The 16249-nt window shown below is 67.1% G+C and carries 16 protein-coding genes and 2 pseudogenes; 8 read left to right on the top strand and 10 right to left on the bottom strand.

Annotated features, from left to right (window positions below; translation table 11 throughout):
• The first annotated feature begins 45 nt into the window (after nucleotides 1-45).
• Nucleotides 46-924, top strand: coding sequence for an alpha/beta fold hydrolase (locus tag EBN1_RS09730; protein ID WP_011237780.1), 879 nt, complete (start codon nucleotides 46-48; stop codon nucleotides 922-924).
• Nucleotides 925-936: 12 nt separating this feature from the next.
• Here EBN1_RS09730 and EBN1_RS09725 read toward each other — a convergent pair whose 3' ends face one another.
• Nucleotides 937-2274, bottom strand: a complete 1338-nt coding sequence (locus tag EBN1_RS09725) for an MFS transporter (RefSeq protein ID WP_049780364.1) — start codon at nucleotides 2272-2274, stop codon at nucleotides 937-939.
• Between the two features lie 367 nt (nucleotides 2275-2641).
• Between EBN1_RS09725 and EBN1_RS09720 the strand changes: the two genes are divergently transcribed.
• Nucleotides 2642-2845 (top strand): cold-shock protein, encoded by a 204-nt coding sequence (locus tag EBN1_RS09720; RefSeq protein WP_011237778.1) that lies wholly within the window; start codon nucleotides 2642-2644, stop codon nucleotides 2843-2845.
• Nucleotides 2846-2956: 111 nt separating this feature from the next.
• Here the strand turns inward: EBN1_RS09720 and EBN1_RS09715 are convergent, their stop codons facing one another.
• From EBN1_RS09715 to ilvA, 4 genes are all read right to left on the bottom strand, one after another.
• A complete protein-coding gene (locus EBN1_RS09715) occupies nucleotides 2957-4219 on the bottom strand; it encodes an Hsp70 family protein (RefSeq protein ID WP_011237777.1) in 1263 nt (420 codons plus the stop codon).
• A 98-nt stretch (nucleotides 4220-4317) separates the two neighbouring features.
• A complete protein-coding gene (purU, locus tag EBN1_RS09710) occupies nucleotides 4318-5193 on the bottom strand; it encodes a formyltetrahydrofolate deformylase (protein ID WP_011237776.1) in 876 nt (291 codons plus the stop codon).
• Nucleotides 5194-5206: 13 nt separating this feature from the next.
• Nucleotides 5207-5818, bottom strand: coding sequence for a bifunctional phosphoserine phosphatase/homoserine phosphotransferase ThrH (thrH, locus tag EBN1_RS09705; protein ID WP_011237775.1), 612 nt, complete (start codon nucleotides 5816-5818; stop codon nucleotides 5207-5209).
• Nucleotides 5819-5893: 75 nt separating this feature from the next.
• Nucleotides 5894-7135 carry a threonine ammonia-lyase gene (gene ilvA / locus EBN1_RS09700; RefSeq protein WP_011237774.1) on the bottom strand — a complete coding sequence of 414 codons (1242 nt, stop codon included), beginning with the start codon at nucleotides 7133-7135 and terminating at the stop codon, nucleotides 5894-5896.
• A 422-nt stretch (nucleotides 7136-7557) separates the two neighbouring features.
• Here ilvA and EBN1_RS09695 point away from each other — a divergent pair, with 422 nt between their 5' ends.
• The 6 genes and pseudogenes from EBN1_RS09695 (at nucleotide 7558) to EBN1_RS09675 (ending at nucleotide 10602) form a co-directional block, all read left to right on the top strand.
• Nucleotides 7558-7800 (top strand): FitA-like ribbon-helix-helix domain-containing protein, encoded by a 243-nt coding sequence (locus EBN1_RS09695; protein ID WP_041646142.1) that lies wholly within the window; start codon nucleotides 7558-7560, stop codon nucleotides 7798-7800.
• Complete coding sequence (locus EBN1_RS09690) at nucleotides 7797-8192, top strand: type II toxin-antitoxin system VapC family toxin (protein ID WP_011237771.1); 396 nt, start codon at nucleotides 7797-7799, stop codon at nucleotides 8190-8192. The genes EBN1_RS09695 and EBN1_RS09690 overlap by 4 nt, the downstream gene beginning before the upstream one ends.
• A 160-nt stretch (nucleotides 8193-8352) precedes the next feature.
• A complete protein-coding gene (locus EBN1_RS09685) occupies nucleotides 8353-8628 on the top strand; it encodes a type II toxin-antitoxin system Phd/YefM family antitoxin (protein WP_041646140.1) in 276 nt (91 codons plus the stop codon).
• Nucleotides 8615-8815, top strand: a pseudogene (locus EBN1_RS22910) (PIN domain-containing protein); the annotation flags it as partial. The gene EBN1_RS09685 and the pseudogene EBN1_RS22910, both read left to right, overlap by 14 nt.
• A 35-nt stretch (nucleotides 8816-8850) precedes the next feature.
• Complete coding sequence (locus EBN1_RS09680) at nucleotides 8851-9030, top strand: hypothetical protein (protein WP_049780243.1); 180 nt, start codon at nucleotides 8851-8853, stop codon at nucleotides 9028-9030.
• 352 nt (nucleotides 9031-9382) lie between these two features.
• Nucleotides 9383-10602 (top strand): annotated as a pseudogene (locus EBN1_RS09675) (IS110 family RNA-guided transposase).
• Between the two features lie 610 nt (nucleotides 10603-11212).
• Here the strand turns inward: EBN1_RS09675 and EBN1_RS09670 are convergent.
• From EBN1_RS09670 to EBN1_RS09650, 5 genes are all read right to left on the bottom strand, one after another.
• Nucleotides 11213-11506, bottom strand: coding sequence for a type II toxin-antitoxin system RelE/ParE family toxin (locus EBN1_RS09670; RefSeq protein WP_011237766.1), 294 nt, complete (start codon nucleotides 11504-11506; stop codon nucleotides 11213-11215).
• Complete coding sequence (locus tag EBN1_RS09665) at nucleotides 11494-11784, bottom strand: CopG family ribbon-helix-helix protein (protein ID WP_041646138.1); 291 nt, start codon at nucleotides 11782-11784, stop codon at nucleotides 11494-11496. Before EBN1_RS09665 ends, EBN1_RS09670 begins: the two co-directional genes overlap by 13 nt.
• Nucleotides 11785-11912: 128 nt before the next feature.
• Nucleotides 11913-13457 (bottom strand): DHA2 family efflux MFS transporter permease subunit, encoded by a 1545-nt coding sequence (locus tag EBN1_RS09660; protein WP_011237764.1) that lies wholly within the window; start codon nucleotides 13455-13457, stop codon nucleotides 11913-11915.
• 17 nt (nucleotides 13458-13474) lie between these two features.
• Nucleotides 13475-14776: an HlyD/EmrA/EmrK family protein gene (locus EBN1_RS09655; protein ID WP_011237763.1), complete on the bottom strand. Its 1302-nt coding sequence runs from the start codon at nucleotides 14774-14776 to the stop codon at nucleotides 13475-13477.
• Between the two features lie 22 nt (nucleotides 14777-14798).
• Nucleotides 14799-16226: an efflux transporter outer membrane subunit gene (locus tag EBN1_RS09650; protein ID WP_011237762.1), complete on the bottom strand. Its 1428-nt coding sequence runs from the start codon at nucleotides 16224-16226 to the stop codon at nucleotides 14799-14801.
• Between the last annotated feature and the right edge of the window lie 23 nt (nucleotides 16227-16249).

Genomic DNA, 16249 nt, shown 5'->3' with positions numbered 1-16249 from the left:
CCGGGCTGCCCCAGTCCCGGCCCGCGCGCTGCTACCATTGCCGTCATGAAACCGAATCCCGAATCCCGATGCGAGCAGCTCGATGTCCGCGGACTGCGCTACAACGTCCGGCACTGGGGCGCTGCGGACGCGCCACCGGTGTTCTTCCTGCATGGCTGGATGGACAACTCGGCGACGTTCCAGTTTGTCGTCGGCGCACTCGCGCAGGACTGGCACGTCATCGCGCCCGACTGGCGGGGTTACGGCGCGAGCGAGTGGCTGCGCAGGCCGTACTGGTTTCCCGATTACTACGCCGACCTCGACGCCCTGCTCGCCCATTATTCGCCGCACCGCCCGGCGCGCCTTGTCGGCCACAGCATGGGCGGCAACATCGCCGGCGTGTATTCGGGGGCGCGGCCCCAACGCGTGTCGCAGGTGGCGATACTCGACGTTCTCGGCCTCAAGGACGGCAGCGCCGACGACGCGCCGAAGCGCCTCGACCAGTGGCTCGACGCCGTGCTGGCCGACCCGCAGTTGCGGCGCTATGCGGATCACGACGCGCTGGCGCGGCGCCTGCAGCAGGCCAACCCGCGGCTGACGGAAGATCGTGCCGCATTCCTCGCGCGCAACGTCAGCCGCGTCCTGCCTGACGGACAGGTCGAAATGGCTTGCGACCCCTGGCACAAGACCGCCGCGCCTGCGCCGTACCGCCTCGACGACACGCTGGCCTGCTGGCGCGCGATCACGGCGCCGGTGCTGCTGCTGGTCTCGGAGGAGGGCTACGTCGTCGACCGGTTCCCCGCGGATTCGGACGACTACCGGCAGCGGCTCGCGTGTTTCACCGACCTGCGCGTCGCCACCGTGGCCGGCGCCGGTCACAATCTCCAGCACGACCAGCCGGAGCAGGTCGCTGCGGCGCTCGAGAACTTCCTGCTGCGGGACTGAGCCGCAGGGCCGTCAACGGGCATCGCCGGGACGATCGGCGGTCGCGCCGCGCAGCCAGGCGGCGAAGCGCCGCGGGAACTCCGGCGCCCGGACGCAGAGAAAAAGTCCCGCCGCCGCGTTGAGCAGCGCGCCGACGAGAATCAGCTGCGGCACCGACAGGCCGGCCGCGAGCAGCCCCGCGCCCATGCCGGCGGCGACGACCATGAACAGCGCATTGAGGATATTGAGGCCGGCGATGACGCGCGAGCGGTGAGCGGCCGCGGAACGGGCCTGGACGAGCGTGTAGAGCGGCACGATGAAAAAACCGCCGAACACTGCGATCATCAGCAGATCGAACAGCACGCGCCACGTCGAAGCCCCGGCGAGCACCATGGTCAACGGCAGCGGCGCACTGCCCGCCGCAAACATCGGGCTTGCCCACCACAGGTCGAACGCGAACAGGCTCAGGCCGATCGAGCCGAGCGGCACGAGGCCGGGTTCGAGGTGCTTGCCGGAGAGCCGCTCGCACATCAGCGAACCGATGCCGATGCCGACCGAGAACACCGCGAGCAGCAGCGTCACCGCGTGTTCGTCGCCGCCCAGGACGTCCTTCGCATAGCCGGGGAACTGCGACAGCAGCAGCGCGCCGTAGAACCAGAACCACGAGATCGCGAGCACTGCGGGGAACACGGTACGGTCTTCGCGGGTGAAACGGAGGTTGCGCCAAGTCTCGGTCAGCGGGTTCCAGTTGATGCGCAGCCCGGGATCGGCCGCCGGCGCAGTCGGAATCGCCCGGCTCGCCGCGTAGCCGAGCACTGCGACCGACAGCGCCGCGACCGACACCCACAGCGCGCCGCCGGGGAGGCTGATCGTCACTCCGCCGGCGATCGTCCCGACGAGGATCGCGACGAACGTGCCCGCCTCGACGAGCGCGTTTCCGCCGACCAGTTCGTCCTCGCGCAGATGCACCGGCAGGATCGCGTATTTCACCGGCCCGAACAGTGCCGACTGCGCGCCCATCAGGAACAGCGCGCCGAGCATCAGCGGCAGCGATTCGAGCGCAAACGCCAGCGCCGCGAGCGCCATGACGAGGATTTCGAGCAGCTTCGTCCAGCGGATGAGCCGGCTTTTCTCGAACTTGTCGGCGCATTGGCCCGCTGTTGCCGAGAACAGGAAGAACGGCAGGATGAAAATCCCGGCAGCGAGGTTCACCAGCACGCCCGGCGCAATCGTCGTGAAACGCGCAGCTTCGAACGTCATCAGCACGACCAGGGCGTTCTTGTACAGGTTGTCATTGTACGCGCCGAGAAACTGCGTGATGAAAAACGGCAGGAAGCGCCGTTCGCTCATCAGTCTGAATTGGGAACTCATGCCGCCCTGCACCATCGTGAATCCGGAGTGGGCGGATTCTGCCACCGGCGACGTTCGGCGCGGCAACTTTCGGGGGCGCAGGCGGCCGCCGAGAAAAGCTTCATGCGCCGCAGAATTACCGCCTGAACAGTATGACATTGCCACTGAACATACTGGCAATCCCCTATAAAACCCCGGGATGAGCGTGACAATCCATTTCACCCCTTGACCGCGCGTCCGTTTTTCACCAGACTGCGCGTGCGCATCTGCAATCGCGTGGTTTTTCGTGCTCGACGGCCTTTGGGTACTCAGTTCGTCTTTCCCCGATCTCGATTGCCGCACTTCCGGGCAAACGCCCTTCATTAACTTTGATTTGGGATTTTTCGAAATGGCAACTGGTACTGTTAAGTGGTTCAATGACTCCAAGGGCTTCGGTTTCATCACCCCGGACAACGGCGGCGAAGATCTGTTCGCACACTTCTCCGCGATCCAGGGCTCGGGCTTCAAGAGCCTGACCGAAGGTCAGAAAGTTCAGTACGACGAGACGTCGGGCCCGAAGGGCAAGCAGGCAGGCAACATCCGCCCGCTCTGATTCTCGATTCGATCTCGCGCGCAGCCGTCCGCTAAACCGCACGGCCTGCGCAACGAGTCAAAGCCCGGCATTGCCGGGCTTTTTGCTTTTGCGGGTCCGGACCCCCGCCGCTCACCCGTAGCGGCGTGCGGCCTCGACCGCGAGCCCGCTGCCGATGCTGCCGTAAAGGTCCCCTTCGACGCTGCGCGCGGCAGGCAGCTCAGCCGCGATGCGCGCGCGCAGCTGCGCGACGCCGCTCGCGCCGCCCGTGAAATAGATCGTGTCCACCCGGTCACGCGCGACCCCCGCATCGTTCAGCAGACCCGCCACGGCGGCCGCGACACGCTCGACGAGCGCCGTCGTCGCGCGGGCGAAAGCTTCGCGGCCGATCTCGTGCACGAGCCCGGCTTCGAGCCGGTCGAGCTGCAGCGCCGTGGCCGACGCCTGCGACAGCTCGATCTTCGCCTGCTCGACCTGCAGCGCGAGCCAGTGCCCTTCGCGCCGGCTGACGAGTCGCGACAGGCGATCGAGTTCCGTGCGCGCGCTCGCATCGCGGTAGATGTGCTGCAGGTCGGCCCACGCCTGCCGCGTGTAGGCGAAATTGATCGTATGCCACGTCGCGAGCTGGAAGAACAGGCTCGACGGCACTTCCGCGCCGTTCTTCATCCGGCCGCGATAGCCGAGCAGCGGCATCACGCATTCCAGGCTCAGCGCGCGGTCGAAATCGGTGCCGCCGACGTGCACCCCCGCGTTGCCGAGCAGGTCCTCGCGGCGATCGTCGCGGCCGGCGCGCCCTGGTGACAGGCGCACGAGCGAGAAGTCCGCGGTGCCCCCGCCGATGTCGGCGATCAGCACCAGCTCCTCGCGCTCGAGGCCGGTCTCGTAGTGCAGCGCCGCGCCGATCGGCTCGAACTGGAAGCTGACGTCGCGAAAACCCGCCTGCCGTGCGATCGCCTCGAGCGTGTCCTGCGCCTTGCGGTCGGCGCGCTCGTCATCGTCGACGAAATGCACCGGCCGGCCGAACACGGCCTGCGTGAAGCTTCGTCCCGCTGCCGCTTCGGCGCGCGCCTTCAATTCACCGATGAAGCTCGCGAGCAGGTCGCGGAACGGCAACGCGCGCCCGTGCACTTCGGTCTGGCCGTCCATCAGGCTGCTGCCCAGGAGGCTCTTCAGCGAGCGCATCAGGCGGCCTTCGTAGCCTTCGAGGTATTCGGCGAGCGCGGCGCGGCCGTAGCACGTCGTCTCCTCGTCGGCGTTGAAGAACACCGCGGACGGCAGCGTCGGCTTGCCGTCCTCGAGTTCGAGCAGCGCCGGGACACCGGGCCGCAGCCAGCCAACAGTGGAGTTGGAAGTGCCGAAATCGACGCCGCAGGCGCATGCGGAAGTCTTGTCCATAAGCGGATGCAGCCGGTCGGAAAAGGGCCGCAATGCTACGCCACCGCGACGCGCCGTGCGAGCTTCACGGCGGCCCGCCGACGTTCAGTGGTCAACAGTCAGCGGAACACGATCGTCTTGTTGCGATGCACCAGCACGCGGCCTTCGAGGTGGTAGCGCAGGCCGCGCGCAAGGACCATCTTTTCGATGTCCTTGCCGTAGCGGACCATGTCCTCGACCGAATCGGAATGGTCGATGCGGATCACGTCCTGGTCGATGATCGGCCCCTGGTCGAGGTCCGCGGTCACGTAGTGGCAGGTCGCGCCGATCAGCTTGACGCCTTTCGCCCACGCCTGGTGATACGGTTTCGCGCCGACGAAGCTCGGCAGGAAGCTGTGGTGGATGTTGATGATGCGCCCGGCGTAGGCCGCGCACAGCTGCGGCGACAGCACCTGCATGTAGCGCGCGAGCACCATCGTCTCGCCGCGCACTTCCTCGAAGATGCGCGCCACTTCGGCGTAGGCCTGCGCCTTGTTGTCGGCGTTCACCGGCACGTGGTGGAACGGGATGCCGTGCCACTCGACGAGGCCGCGGAACGTGTCGTGGTTCGAGATCACGCACGGGATCTCGATGTCCAGCTCTTTCGACTGCCAGCGCGCGAGCAGGTCGTAGAGGCAGTGCTCCTGCTTCGACACCAGCACGACGACACGCTTCTTGACTGCCGAATCGGTGATCGTCCATTCCATCTCGAGCTCGTCCGCGAGCGGGCGGAAACGCTCGCGGAACTCGGCGAGGTGAAACGGCAGCGACGAAGTCCTGATCTCGATACGCATGAAGTAGCGCCCGAGCGCCTCGCCCTCGGCAGGAGGCTCGGCGTGCAGCGAAGTCTCGAGGATCCAGCCGCGATGCTCGGCGATGAAGCTCGACACCCGCGCGACGATGCCGACGCGGTCGGGGCAGGACGCGGACAGCGTGAAATGGCGATCGCGGTGCATGACGAGGCCCCGGTCAGGCGACGCGGGCGAAAGCCTTGTCGATCTCGCGGCGCAGCTCGGCGTAGCTGCACGTCACCGGAAACTGCGGGAATTCGCGGATAACGCTCTCCGGCGGATGGAACAGGATGCCGCCATGCGCTTCACCCAGCATCGCGGTGTCGTTGTACGAGTCGCCGGCCGCGACCACCGTCAGGTTCAGCTCCTTGAAGCGCTTGACCGCCTCGCGCTTCTGGTCCGGCATGCGCAGGTGGTAGTTCACGAGCACGCCGTTCGCATCGGCTTCGAGGCGGTGACACAGCAGCGTCGGCCAGCCGAGCTGCTTCATCAGCGGCTTGGCGAACTCCTGGAAGGTGTCGGACAGGATCACGACCTGGTAGCGCTCGCGCAGCGCGTCGAGGAATTCGCGCGCGCCGGCCATCGGCCCCATGCTGGAGATGACTTCCTGGATGTCCGGCAGGCCGAGCTTGCGCTCGGCGAGAATGTTCAGCCGGTACTTCATCAGCGTGTCGTAGTCCGGCTCGTCGCGGGTCGTGCGACGCAGCTCGGGGATGCCGGTACGCTCGGCGAATTCGATCCAGATTTCGGGGACCAGCACACCTTCGAGGTCGAGACAGACGATCTGCACGGCAATATCCTGTAGCGGCAAAGGGAAAGCCGCGATTCTAGCAGCGGCGCGGATGGCCTGGCCGGGGAATGCGGATCATCCCGCGAGCAGGTTGCGCACGGCAAGGCCCTGGGCGGCAAAGTGCGTCAGCAGCGCGTGCTGGTGCTCGGCATCGCGCGTCTCGATCTGCAGGATCACTTCGGTCATGCCGACCGCGACGTGCAGTTCGCCGCGGCGGTGCTCGACATGGCGCACGTTCATGCCGAGTTCGGCGACTGTCGCCAGCAGCGCGAGCAACTGGCCCGGCGCATCGGAAATCATCACCGCGACGCTCATCAGCCGCCCGCTCGACGCGAGGCCGTAGTCGATCGAACGCCCGACGAGCGTCATATCGACGTTGCCGCCCGAAATCACGACCACCGCGCGGTCGTCGGGCCCGAGGCGGACCTTGCGCTGCAGCAGCGCCGCGAGCCCGACCACGCCCGCACCTTCGCCGATCGTGCGCGTGCGTTCGAGCAGCGTGACGATCGCCTCGGCGATCGCGTTGTCGTCGACGGTGACGATGTCGTCGACGTGGCGCGCGATCACCTGCCGCGTCAGCATTCCCGGCCGTTTCACCTTGATGCCGTCGGCGATCGTGTGGGCGTCCGGCCGCACCGCCTCGAGGGTGCCGTCGCGCAAGAAATGCCGCCACGGCGCGACCGCGTCGGTCTGCACGCCGATGACGCGGATCGCCGGATTCTGCAGCTTCAGCGCCAGCGCGACGCCGGAGAGCAGCCCGCCGCCGCCGAGCGGCACGATCGCGACGGTCATGTCCGGCGCGTCTTCGAGCATCTCCAGGCCGCAGCTCGCCTGGCCGGCGATCACGTCCCAGTCGTCGTAGGGATGGATCAGCGCGAGCCCTTCGCCGTCGGCCAGCCGGCGCGCTTCGTCGCTGGCGGCTTCGAGCGTGTCGCCGACGAGGCGCACGTCGGCACCGAGCTTGCGACACGCCTGGATCTTCGTCAGCGGCGCGTTCGCCGGCATCACGACGACCGCCCCGAGGCCGACCCGCGCAGCCGCGCGCGCAACGCCCTGCGCGTGGTTGCCGGCCGACGCCGCGACGACGCCGGCGGGCCGAGCACCGGCTTCCAGCAGGCGGCCGATCTTGTGCGTCGCGCCGCGCAGCTTGAACGAGCCGGTGCGCTGCATGTTTTCGAGCTTCAGTTGCAGCGGCACGCCGAGTTCGTCGGACAGCGCGTCATTCTGCCACTGGCCGGTACGGACGACCGCATCGCGGATGCGTTCGCGCGCGGCGACGAGATCGGGCAATGTGAGCGGCACCGGGATGGACGACATGGCGATTCCTCCGCAATCCGCCTGGAACGGGGCGTTCGAATCGCTACTGTATGCGCAAAGCGGGGGTGCGGGCAGACGCCGGGGACGTTGGCAACGCGCTCGGGGTGACGCTCAGAGTCTGCGAATAGCTCTGCTGGGGGGGTCGATTGGTGCCGGCACCTCGAATTGCGTAGGGCGGATGAGCCGAAGGCGTTATCCGCCGTATGTGCCCGGCCGGGATTCGGCGGAAGGCGCTGCGCTTTTCCGTCCTACGCTCGCTGGCTGCTGACTGCGCAGTGGAAGGGACTGGGCTTTGCCGATGCGTTTAACAATCCGGGAAGGGTGATGTTGCGTTGCAAGACCCGGTTCCCGAGATTGGCCTGCACGTGGTGCCCCGATATACTGCGGTAACCGTTACGGTGCCATTCTGGTTGGAGACTGCCATGCCTACGACGCTGACGTTGAAGAACATTCCGGACCAAGTATATGAGCGGCTGAAGGCGGCGGCCGAGGCGCATCGCCGCAGCCTCAACAGTGAGGCGATCGTGTGCCTTGAAACGGTGCTCACGCCGACCAGGATAGCTCCCAGTGAGCGGCTTGCCCGAGCACGCGAGTTGCGGGCGGGGATCACTGCGACGTTTCGAGCGCGCGACATCGATGCCCTGAAGAGGCAAGGACGTCCATGATCGTTGTCGACTCGAACGTTCTGGCGTACTTGTACCTTCCCGGGGAGTACACGTCAGAGGCAGAAGCGTTGCTGGAAAGCAGTCCGGATTGGGCTGCGCCAATCCTTTGGCGGAGCGAGTTTCGAAACATTCTGGCCGGCTATCTGAGGCGAGGAACACTCAGCTTCGATCAAGCGATCGATATCCAGAGCGAGGCCGAGGGCTTGCTCAGCGGGACCGAGTACGAAGTGGACTCGCGCAGCGTCCTGGAATTGGTGCGCAGCAGTGAATGCTCCGCATACGACTGCGAGTTCGTGGCGCTGGCGATGAGACTGCACACAAAACTTGTGACCATGGACGGCAAAGTACTACGTGCGTTCCCAGACATCGCTGTTGCGCTCACTGCGGGCTGACGAAGTTGTAGGAGGGGAATTGGGGACAGGCCACGATTTCCCCTTGGTCACGCGCAAGAAGAAGCCCGGCGACGACTGGGCGCCGACCATCGGGGTGCTGGCACGGACGGCTTCGTGATACGCTCGTTTCACCTGACATAGCCAGTTCATGGAGTCCTCCATGATCACCTACACCTCAGTCGAGGCACAGAACCGGTTCGGCGAGTTGATCGACCGCTCCCAGCGCGAACCCGTCCAGGTCACCCGTCGCGGCCGCGTGGTCGCCTACGTCGTCTCCGAGCACGACATGCAGGAAGTGCTCGATCTGCGCAAGCGCCGGGAAGACGCCGCGCGCTGGTATGCGCAGTACCGCCAGCAAGTTGCGCAACGTGCCGGCAACACGGCCGGGGAATTGAGCGACGACGACGTAAACCGCCTCGTGCATGAGCTTCGCTAGGCCCGTCGTCATCGACACTGGGGTCCTGGTCAGCGCCGCCATCCGGCCCGACTCCACCCCGGCACTGACGCTCGAAAAGGCGCTCCTGCACTTCGACGTCTGCGTCTCGGAAGCCACCCTCGCCGAGCTGGAAACGGTTCTGTCACGGCCGAAATTCGACCGCTACGCCACGCCCGACGATCGCCGCGCCTTCCTGGCCGGCTTCACGAGCGATCGATCCGGGTGGAAATCAGGCATACGGTCAGCGAATGCATCGATCCTGAGGACAACAAATTTCTCGCCCTCGCCGAAGCCGCCGAAGCCGAACTCATCGTTGCCAGCGACCCGCACCTGACCAGTCTGCACCCGTGGCACGGCATCCCCATCCTGCCGCCCGCCGCCATCTTCGTCGCCATCCGCTGACACATGGGCGCGGAAGACCTCGCCGCGCTCGCCCACCGCCGGCCATTGGGGGAAACGGACGAACTGGAAAGCCTGTTCTGGTAAGCATGCTTCCGGCTAACGGTGATTGCGATGGCCGCCACCCCTGATGATGAAAGAGAATTCGGGGTGGAAGGAGGCGGGAAGAGATCGCGCAATTTTTTGGCGGCTCGACCCCGCAAGCTAACGTGACCCGCCGAACTGACTCGTACCCCGGATTGCTTCCATAGAGAGCGCACGTTAAACAGGCCGTCGGCGACTTGTCGCCTTCAGGCACTTTCAGTTCTGGCACCCGCCCCCTTCCACTGTTGAGTGTAATTCGACGGGAGATGGCATGGAACTGGTAGCGCTACACAAACGAGTCATCGGACTGGATGTGCATCAGGCGCAAATTACGGCCTGCGCGATCCTCGAAGAGGCCGACGGCACGACGCGTATCGAACAGCGGCAATTCGGTGCGTTCAAACGCGATCGGCGCGCACTGGCCGACTGGGTGGCGGCCCTCTCGCCGGACGAAGTGGTGATGGAGAGCACGGGCATTTACTGGAAGAGTCCGTATGCCGCCCTGGAAGCCGTGGGCATTCGCGGGCAGGTGGTCAATGCCCGTCACGTCAAGAATGTCCCGGGGCGCAAGACGGACGTCGGCGATGCCCAATGGCTGGCCACGCTCTCGCGTGCCGGATTGCTGCGCGGCTCGTTCGTGCCGCCGGCAAGACTGCGCGAGTTGCGCCTGATCTCGCGGCAGCGGCAGAAGCTGGTGGGCCAACTGGCCGCCGAGAAGAACCGCCTGCACAAGGTGCTGACCGACGGCGGCATCCGCCTGGGCGTGGTGGTGAGCGATCTGCATGGTCAGTCGGCACGCGCCATGGTCAAGGCCATCATCGAAGGGCACTCGCCGAACGAGGTGCTCCAGTTCGCCAGTCGGCGACTCAAGGCCAGTCGCGAGGAAATCTTCGATGCCTTGCAGGGGGAACTGACCGACAGCCATCGCTTCGTGCTCGACGAACTGATGCACCATGTCGAGGAGATCGAAGCGCGCATTGCGCGCTTCGATGCGCGACTTCTCGAGGGGCTCAAGGACGAGCGAAACGCGCTGGCCTTGCTGCAAACCCTGCCCGGCGTCGATCTGATCGGCGCGGCCATGCTGCTGGTGGAAATCGGCACCGACATGGAGGCCTTCGGCAGCGCCGATCGCCTGGCCTCCTGGGTCGGCATCTGCCCGGGCAACAACGAGTCGGCGGGCAAACGCAAATCCGGACGCCTCCGCAAGGGCAACCTCTATGTCCGGCGCCTCCTCTGCGAGTTCGTCATGCCGCCAGCCGTACCAAGTCGGTCTTGCAGTCGAAGTTCCAGTCCCTCATCGTGCGACGCGGCCACAAACGTTCCGTCGTGGCTTTGGGTCACAAAATCTTGCGCACCATCTTCTTCATGCTCAAACGGCGCGAACCTTATCGGGATTCCGCCACCGACTATGAAGCCCTCTCCGTTCAACGCAACGCTCCTCGCTGGATCAAGGCTCTGACTCGCTTCGGTTTCATTCCCGCCGAAGCCTGATTCACCCGTTTCTCAAAAATATGATCTTCGGGGGTCAGGGCGTCGGCCGCCCTGGAAGTAGGTTCTTTCACGTTAAAATGACTACCGACTGTTCCAACGGGGCCGCCTGCAGGCGGCCCCGTTGGAACAGTCTCTTCACGCCTCACACACAGAAATCCTGACACCCCCGGGCAGCCCGCTTTCAGGCGAAGACCGCACGGTACCGGCAGTGGAAAGCAGTTCCCTACTCACGCATCATTCCACGCAACTCAACATCAATGCCAATCCAGGTAACGGCGTCCTGAGAACGCCTCCGCCGGTTTCGTCCGGCGTGACGGTGCGAGCCCGTTGATCCGCCGATACTGCTGCTGATCCCGAGATCCGGGAAGTCCGCGACGCAATCGCGGCTTCTGTACGAAGCCAAACCCCGTGCCTTCATTGAGGCTGCCAACCGGTGGCCGGCCTGTTACCACCGGTTGGATTGCTGGAATTGATGTTCGGCCAGTTGTTCGCTGGCCGCTGTCGCCCTCAGATCTTGTGCGTGGTATAGACGGCCGTTCCGGCCGTTACAAGAATTGCCGCGACACGTGTAACGTCGGACGCACTTTGAGAAAACGGCGCGACAAATCCACTACTCACCCGCCTCTTTCTGGTGACGAATCCCCAAGATGATCACGTCTTCGTTCGCGTCGTAGCGATACCTCGCCACATACCCGCTGTCGCCGAATTCGATCGGCCACTCCCGGAATTCCTCGGGCAGATCGGCCACCGGGCGGCCGATGTGCGGTTGTTGTCCGAGAACCTGAACTGCCTTGATGATTGCCGCAGCAGCCCGCTTTGCGGCCGCGGGATTCTTCGGACGCAGGAAGTCGCGCAGCCGCTCCAGGTCGCGCAGCGCCGCAGGCGCGAATCTCACTTGCGGCATTTGGGCGCGGCTTGCTCGTTGCTTTCACCCCAGGTTTCGAGCCAAGCGGTGACCTCGTCCGCGGCTACGGATACGCCTGTTTCCTGATATTCCTCCCAGGCTGCCAGGGTCGCCTGCCGGAATGCCTCGCGCTTTTCCTCGCGCTCGACGTACTGCTGGATCGCCTCCCGCATCACCCAATGCGTGGTGCGATGACGAGTCTCGGCAAGATGCTTGATGCGGTCCCGCATCTCGTCGTCGAGCTTTACGGATACCGTCTTGGCAGCGGTGGTCGGCATGGCGCGTTCTCAGGTGTGATACCAGGTAACACCTTAGCACACTGCGGCCCTTCACCAAGACTGCGCGCTCGCGACCTTACGCGAGGCGCACGATCCGGTTCAGCACCGCGCACGCCTCGACGAACCGCTCATCCGGCGGCCGCTCCACTCCGGGCGGGCCGTGCCAGCCAGACCACTCCGATGAGCAGCAGGAAGAGTATCGCCGAGGCACGGAAGACGTCGTCGGCGCCGAGCATGAACGCTTGCTGGTCCACGAGGCGATTCACCTGCGCGAGCGCCTGCTGCGTGCTGAAGCCGCTCGCCGCGAGGCCGTCCAGCGCCTGGGCCGTGGCGTTGCTGCCGGCGGTGACGGCTTCGGTGAGCTGGGCGTGATGCAGCGCGGCGCGGTCCTCCCACAGCGTGGTGGCGATCGAGGTGCCGAAGGCGCCGGCGGTGATGCGGGCGAAATTGGACAGGCCCGAGGCGGCCGGTACGCGGTCCGGCGAGAGATCGGAGAGCGTCAGGGACACCAGCGGGATGAAGAAGAACGCCATGGCCGCGCCCTGGATGAGGGTGGGTAGCATGAGCGTCGCCATGTCGGCCTGGGTGTTGAATTCGGAGCGCATCCACAGCACCAGCGCGAACACCAGGTAAGCGAGGGTGGCGAGCTGGCGCGGGTCCCGGTGGCCCACCTGCTTGCCGACGACCGGCAAAAGCAGGATCGCGAGCAGGCCGACGGGCGCCAGCACGAAGCCCGCCAGCGTGGCGGTGTAGCCGAGGTACTGCTGCAGCCACAGCGGCAGCAGCACGACGTTGCCGAAAAAGGCGCCGTAGCCGAGCGACATCGCCAAGGTGCCGGTCCAGAAATTGCGGCGGCGGAACAGCGAGAGGTCCACGATGGGGTGCTTCTCGGTCAATTCCCACGCGAGGAAGAAGGCGAACCCGACCGCCGCCGCCACTGCAAGTGCGACGATCTGCCCGGAGGCGAACCAGTCGAGCTCCTTGCCCTTGTCGAGCATGACCTGCAGCGCACCGACCCACAGCACCAGCAGGGCGAGGCCGATGCGGTCGATGGGCAGCTTGCGGGTCGGCGAGTTGCGCTCGCGGTAGATGCCCCAGGTCACCGCCGCCGCGGCCACGCCGATCGGCACGTTGATGTAGAAGATCCACGGCCAGCTCATGTTGTCGGTGATCCAGCCGCCCAGCAGCGGCCCCATCACCGGCGCCACCAGCGTGGTCATCGACCACATCGCCAGCGCCATGCCGGCCTTGGCCGTCGGGTAGCTCTGCAGCAGCAGCGTCTGCGACAGCGGAATCATCGGCCCGGCGACGAGGCCCTGCAGCACCCGCAAGGCGATCAGCGATTCGAGATTGGGCGCGGCGCCGCACAGCCACGAGGTGAGGACGAAGAGCAGCACGCTCGTGACGAACAGCCGCACGGTGCCGAAGCGCTGGGTCAGCCAGCCGGTGAGCGGCACGGCAATGGCGTTGGCCACGGCGAAGCTGGTGATGACCCACGTCCCCTGGTTGGGACTGACCCCGAAATCGCCGGCGATCGCGGGGATCGACACGTTGGCGATGGACGAGTCGAGGACGTTCATGAAGGTGGCCAGCGACAGGGCCACCGTGCCGAGGACGAGGGGCCGTCCGGCGAGCGGCGGCAAGGCTGCCGGTGAAGGGGGGGCGGAGGCCATGGCGCGGCTCCCGTCGCCTAGCGGGCCGCGGCCACGTGCAGCGGCTTCTTCGCCACGGCGGCATCCGATGCCGGCGCCTGTGCGGCGGGCCGGGCGACGGGGGCCGCCTTCCGGCCGAGGTGGGTGGCGACGATGGCCGACACGGCGGCGTCCGCGTCCGCTTCCAGGCCGCCGTACACGGGCGTCTGGGCCACCGGACGGTGGCGCGGCGCATCGGCGAGCGCCTTGCCGCTCTGGTCGTGGACATCGACCGTGGCCGTCATCGACAGGCCGACGCGCAGGGGGTGTTCAGTCAGTTCCCGGGCGTCGAGGGCGACCCGCACCGGCACCCGCTGCACCACCTTGATCCAGTTGCCGGTGGCGTTCTGCGCCGGCAGCAGCGAGAAGACGGCGCCGGTGCCGGCGCCGAGGCCGGCGACCGTGCCGTGGTATTCCACTTTCTTGCCGTACATGTCGGCCGCCAGGCGCACCGGCTGGCCGATGCGCATGTCCTGGAGCTGGGACTCCTTGAAATTGGCGTCGACCCACACCTGCTCGAGGGGAATGATGGCCATCAGCGGCGCCCCGGCCTGCACCCGCTGGCCGACCTGGGCGCTGCGCTTGGCGACATAGCCGGTCACCGGCGCCGGGAGGTCGCTGCGCTTGAGCGCGAGGTAGGCTTCGCGCACGCGGGCGGCGGCCTTCTGGACGTTGGGGTGGTTCTCGACGGTGGTGCCTTCGGTCAGCGACTGGTTGCTGGTGAGCTGCTCCCGGGCCGCGGCCAGCGCCGCGGTGGCGGCGGCACCGGCGGCCCGGGCGTTGGCCAGCGCGGTGACGGCGTGCTGCAGCTCCTCCTTGCCGACGGCGCCGGTGGCCACCAACGGCCGGCGGCGGGCGACATCGTCCTCGGCGCGGGCGACGTCGGCCTGAACGCGGGCGAGCTCGGCCTGGCGCATCGCGATGTTGGCCGTCAGCGTGCTGTTGTTGGCGTAGGTCGTGCGCACTTCGCGCACCGTCTGGGCGAGCTGCGCCTCGGCCTGATCGAGGGCGACCTGCGCGTCGGCGGGGTCGAGGCGGACCAGCGACTGGCCGGCCTCGACGTAGTCGGTGTCGTCGGCGTTGATGGCCAGCACCGTGCCGGCGACCTGCGGCGTGATCTGGACGACGTTGCCCTGGACGTAGGCGTTGTCGGTTTCAACGCGGAAGCGCTCCACCCCGTACCAGTAGCCGCCGTAGGCCAGGCCGATCACGGAGAACAGGGCCGTGAGGCCGAGAAGCGCGCGCTTGCGGGCCGGATTCGACGTTTGTGCGGGGGCCGGGGTGTGGTCTTGCTTGTCCATGGAGTTTCCTCTCTTGTGCAGATCAGGCGGCGGCCGGCGTCGAATCGGCCGTGTAGCCGCCGCCGAGGGCGCGGATCAGTTGCAGGCGGGTGTCGATGCCGCGGGCCTTGAGGTCGATGGCGGTCCGCCGCTGGGTCAGGACGTTGGTTTCGGCGCTGAGGACGGTCAGATAGCCGCCGATCCCGGCGCGGTAGCGCTGCAGCGCGAGGTCGAGCGCGCTTTCCGCCGCCGCCAGAGCGGCCTGCTGCTCCCGCGCCTGGCGTTCGACGGCTTGCTGCGAGGTGATCTGGTCGGCGACTTCGCGCACCGCCTGGAGCAGGGTGGCGTTGTAGCTGTCCACGGCTGCATCGGCGTCCGCCGTGGTGCCGCGCAGGCCGGCGCGCAGCCGCCCGGCGTCGAAGATGGGCAGGTGGACGGCGGCGCCCAGCCCCAGTTCGCGGCTGCCGCTCTTGAGCCAGTTGCCGAGGCCGATGCTGGAAAAGCCGGCGAGGGCGACCAGGTTGATGTTGGGATAGAAGGCGGCCTTGGCAGCGTCGATGCCGCGCGTCGCCGCTTCCACGCGCCAGCGCGCGGCGGCGAGATCGGCACGGCGGCCGACCAGGTCGGCCGGCAAGGTCGCGGGCAGCGCCTGCGGACGCACCGTCGCGAGGGTCGGGGCAAGCTCGGCGGCCGCCTCCGGCCCCTGGCCGGCGAGGGCCGCCAGGGCGTGGCGGGCGAGGCCGATCTGCTCGTCGAGGGCTTCCAGGTCGCGGCGGATCTCGGGCAGCGCGCCTTCCGCCTGGCGCACCTCGACATTGGAATCGAGCCCCGCCTGCACGCGGCTGTCCACCAGTTGCAGGATGGCGCGGCGCTGGGTCAGGGTCGCCCGCGCGACCCCGCGCTGTTCGAGCAGCGCGGCGAGGCGGAAGTAGGCGCGCGCGACATCGCTCGCGAGCAGCACCCGCGCCGCCTGGGCGTCGGCTTCGGCGGCGCGGGCGCTGCCCAGGGCGGCATCGAGGGCGGCGCGGTTGCGGCCGAAGAAGTCCAGCTCCCAGCTGCCGTTCAGGCGCGCGTGGCTGATGGTCTGCATGCTGCCGGCGAGCGGCGGCGGAACGTCGGCGTGTTCGCTGAAGCGGCGCCGCGTGCTGTCGATGTCCGCGTTCAGCTGCGGCCCCAGGGCGCTTTCGGCCACCCCGGCCAGCGCCCGGGCCTTGGCCAGGCGGGATTCGGCGAGCGCGAGGCTGGGGTTGCCGGCCAGGGCCTGCGCGATCAGGCCGTCCAGGACCGGGTCGGCGAAGCCCTGCCACCATGCGGCGGCCGGCCAGTCGACGGGGTCGGAGGCCGTCCCCAGAGCGGCGGGCGCCAGCGGCCTGGAAGCGGGCTCGATGCCGGCGAAGCTGGCGCAGCCGGTCAGCGCCACAGCGGCCGCGAGGACGGCAAGTCGGGTACGCAAGGGCTTGCGGAGGGCCATCGAGGGCTCCTTGGCGGTGTGAG

The sequence above is a fragment of the Aromatoleum aromaticum EbN1 genome (genome assembly GCF_000025965.1).
GTDB classification, from domain to species: Bacteria; Pseudomonadota; Gammaproteobacteria; order Burkholderiales; family Rhodocyclaceae; genus Aromatoleum; species Aromatoleum aromaticum.
The sequence above is the reverse complement of the archived record's forward strand: the minus strand, read 5'-3'. Positions and strand labels throughout refer to the sequence as shown.

Excerpts from the sequence above, each read along its gene's own strand:
- EBN1_RS09730 (WP_011237780.1), top strand. The coding sequence starts at position 46 with ATGAAACCGAATCCCGAATCCCGATGCGAGCAGCTCGATGTCCGCGGA.
- EBN1_RS09725 (WP_049780364.1), bottom strand. The coding sequence starts at position 2,274 with ATGAGTTCCCAATTCAGACTGATGAGCGAACGGCGCTTCCTGCCGTTT.
- EBN1_RS09720 (WP_011237778.1), top strand. The coding sequence starts at position 2,642 with ATGGCAACTGGTACTGTTAAGTGGTTCAATGACTCCAAGGGCTTCGGT.
- EBN1_RS09715 (WP_011237777.1), bottom strand. The coding sequence starts at position 4,219 with ATGGACAAGACTTCCGCATGCGCCTGCGGCGTCGATTTCGGCACTTCC.
- purU (WP_011237776.1), bottom strand. The coding sequence starts at position 5,193 with ATGCACCGCGATCGCCATTTCACGCTGTCCGCGTCCTGCCCCGACCGC.
- ilvA (WP_011237774.1), bottom strand. The coding sequence starts at position 7,135 with ATGTCGTCCATCCCGGTGCCGCTCACATTGCCCGATCTCGTCGCCGCG.
- EBN1_RS09695 (WP_041646142.1), top strand. The coding sequence starts at position 7,558 with ATGCCTACGACGCTGACGTTGAAGAACATTCCGGACCAAGTATATGAG.
- EBN1_RS09690 (WP_011237771.1), top strand. The coding sequence starts at position 7,797 with ATGATCGTTGTCGACTCGAACGTTCTGGCGTACTTGTACCTTCCCGGG.
- EBN1_RS09685 (WP_041646140.1), top strand. The coding sequence starts at position 8,353 with ATGATCACCTACACCTCAGTCGAGGCACAGAACCGGTTCGGCGAGTTG.
- EBN1_RS09670 (WP_011237766.1), bottom strand. The coding sequence starts at position 11,506 with ATGCCGCAAGTGAGATTCGCGCCTGCGGCGCTGCGCGACCTGGAGCGG.
- EBN1_RS09665 (WP_041646138.1), bottom strand. The coding sequence starts at position 11,784 with ATGCCGACCACCGCTGCCAAGACGGTATCCGTAAAGCTCGACGACGAG.
- EBN1_RS09660 (WP_011237764.1), bottom strand. The coding sequence starts at position 13,457 with ATGGCCTCCGCCCCCCCTTCACCGGCAGCCTTGCCGCCGCTCGCCGGA.
- EBN1_RS09655 (WP_011237763.1), bottom strand. The coding sequence starts at position 14,776 with ATGGACAAGCAAGACCACACCCCGGCCCCCGCACAAACGTCGAATCCG.
- EBN1_RS09650 (WP_011237762.1), bottom strand. The coding sequence starts at position 16,226 with ATGGCCCTCCGCAAGCCCTTGCGTACCCGACTTGCCGTCCTCGCGGCC.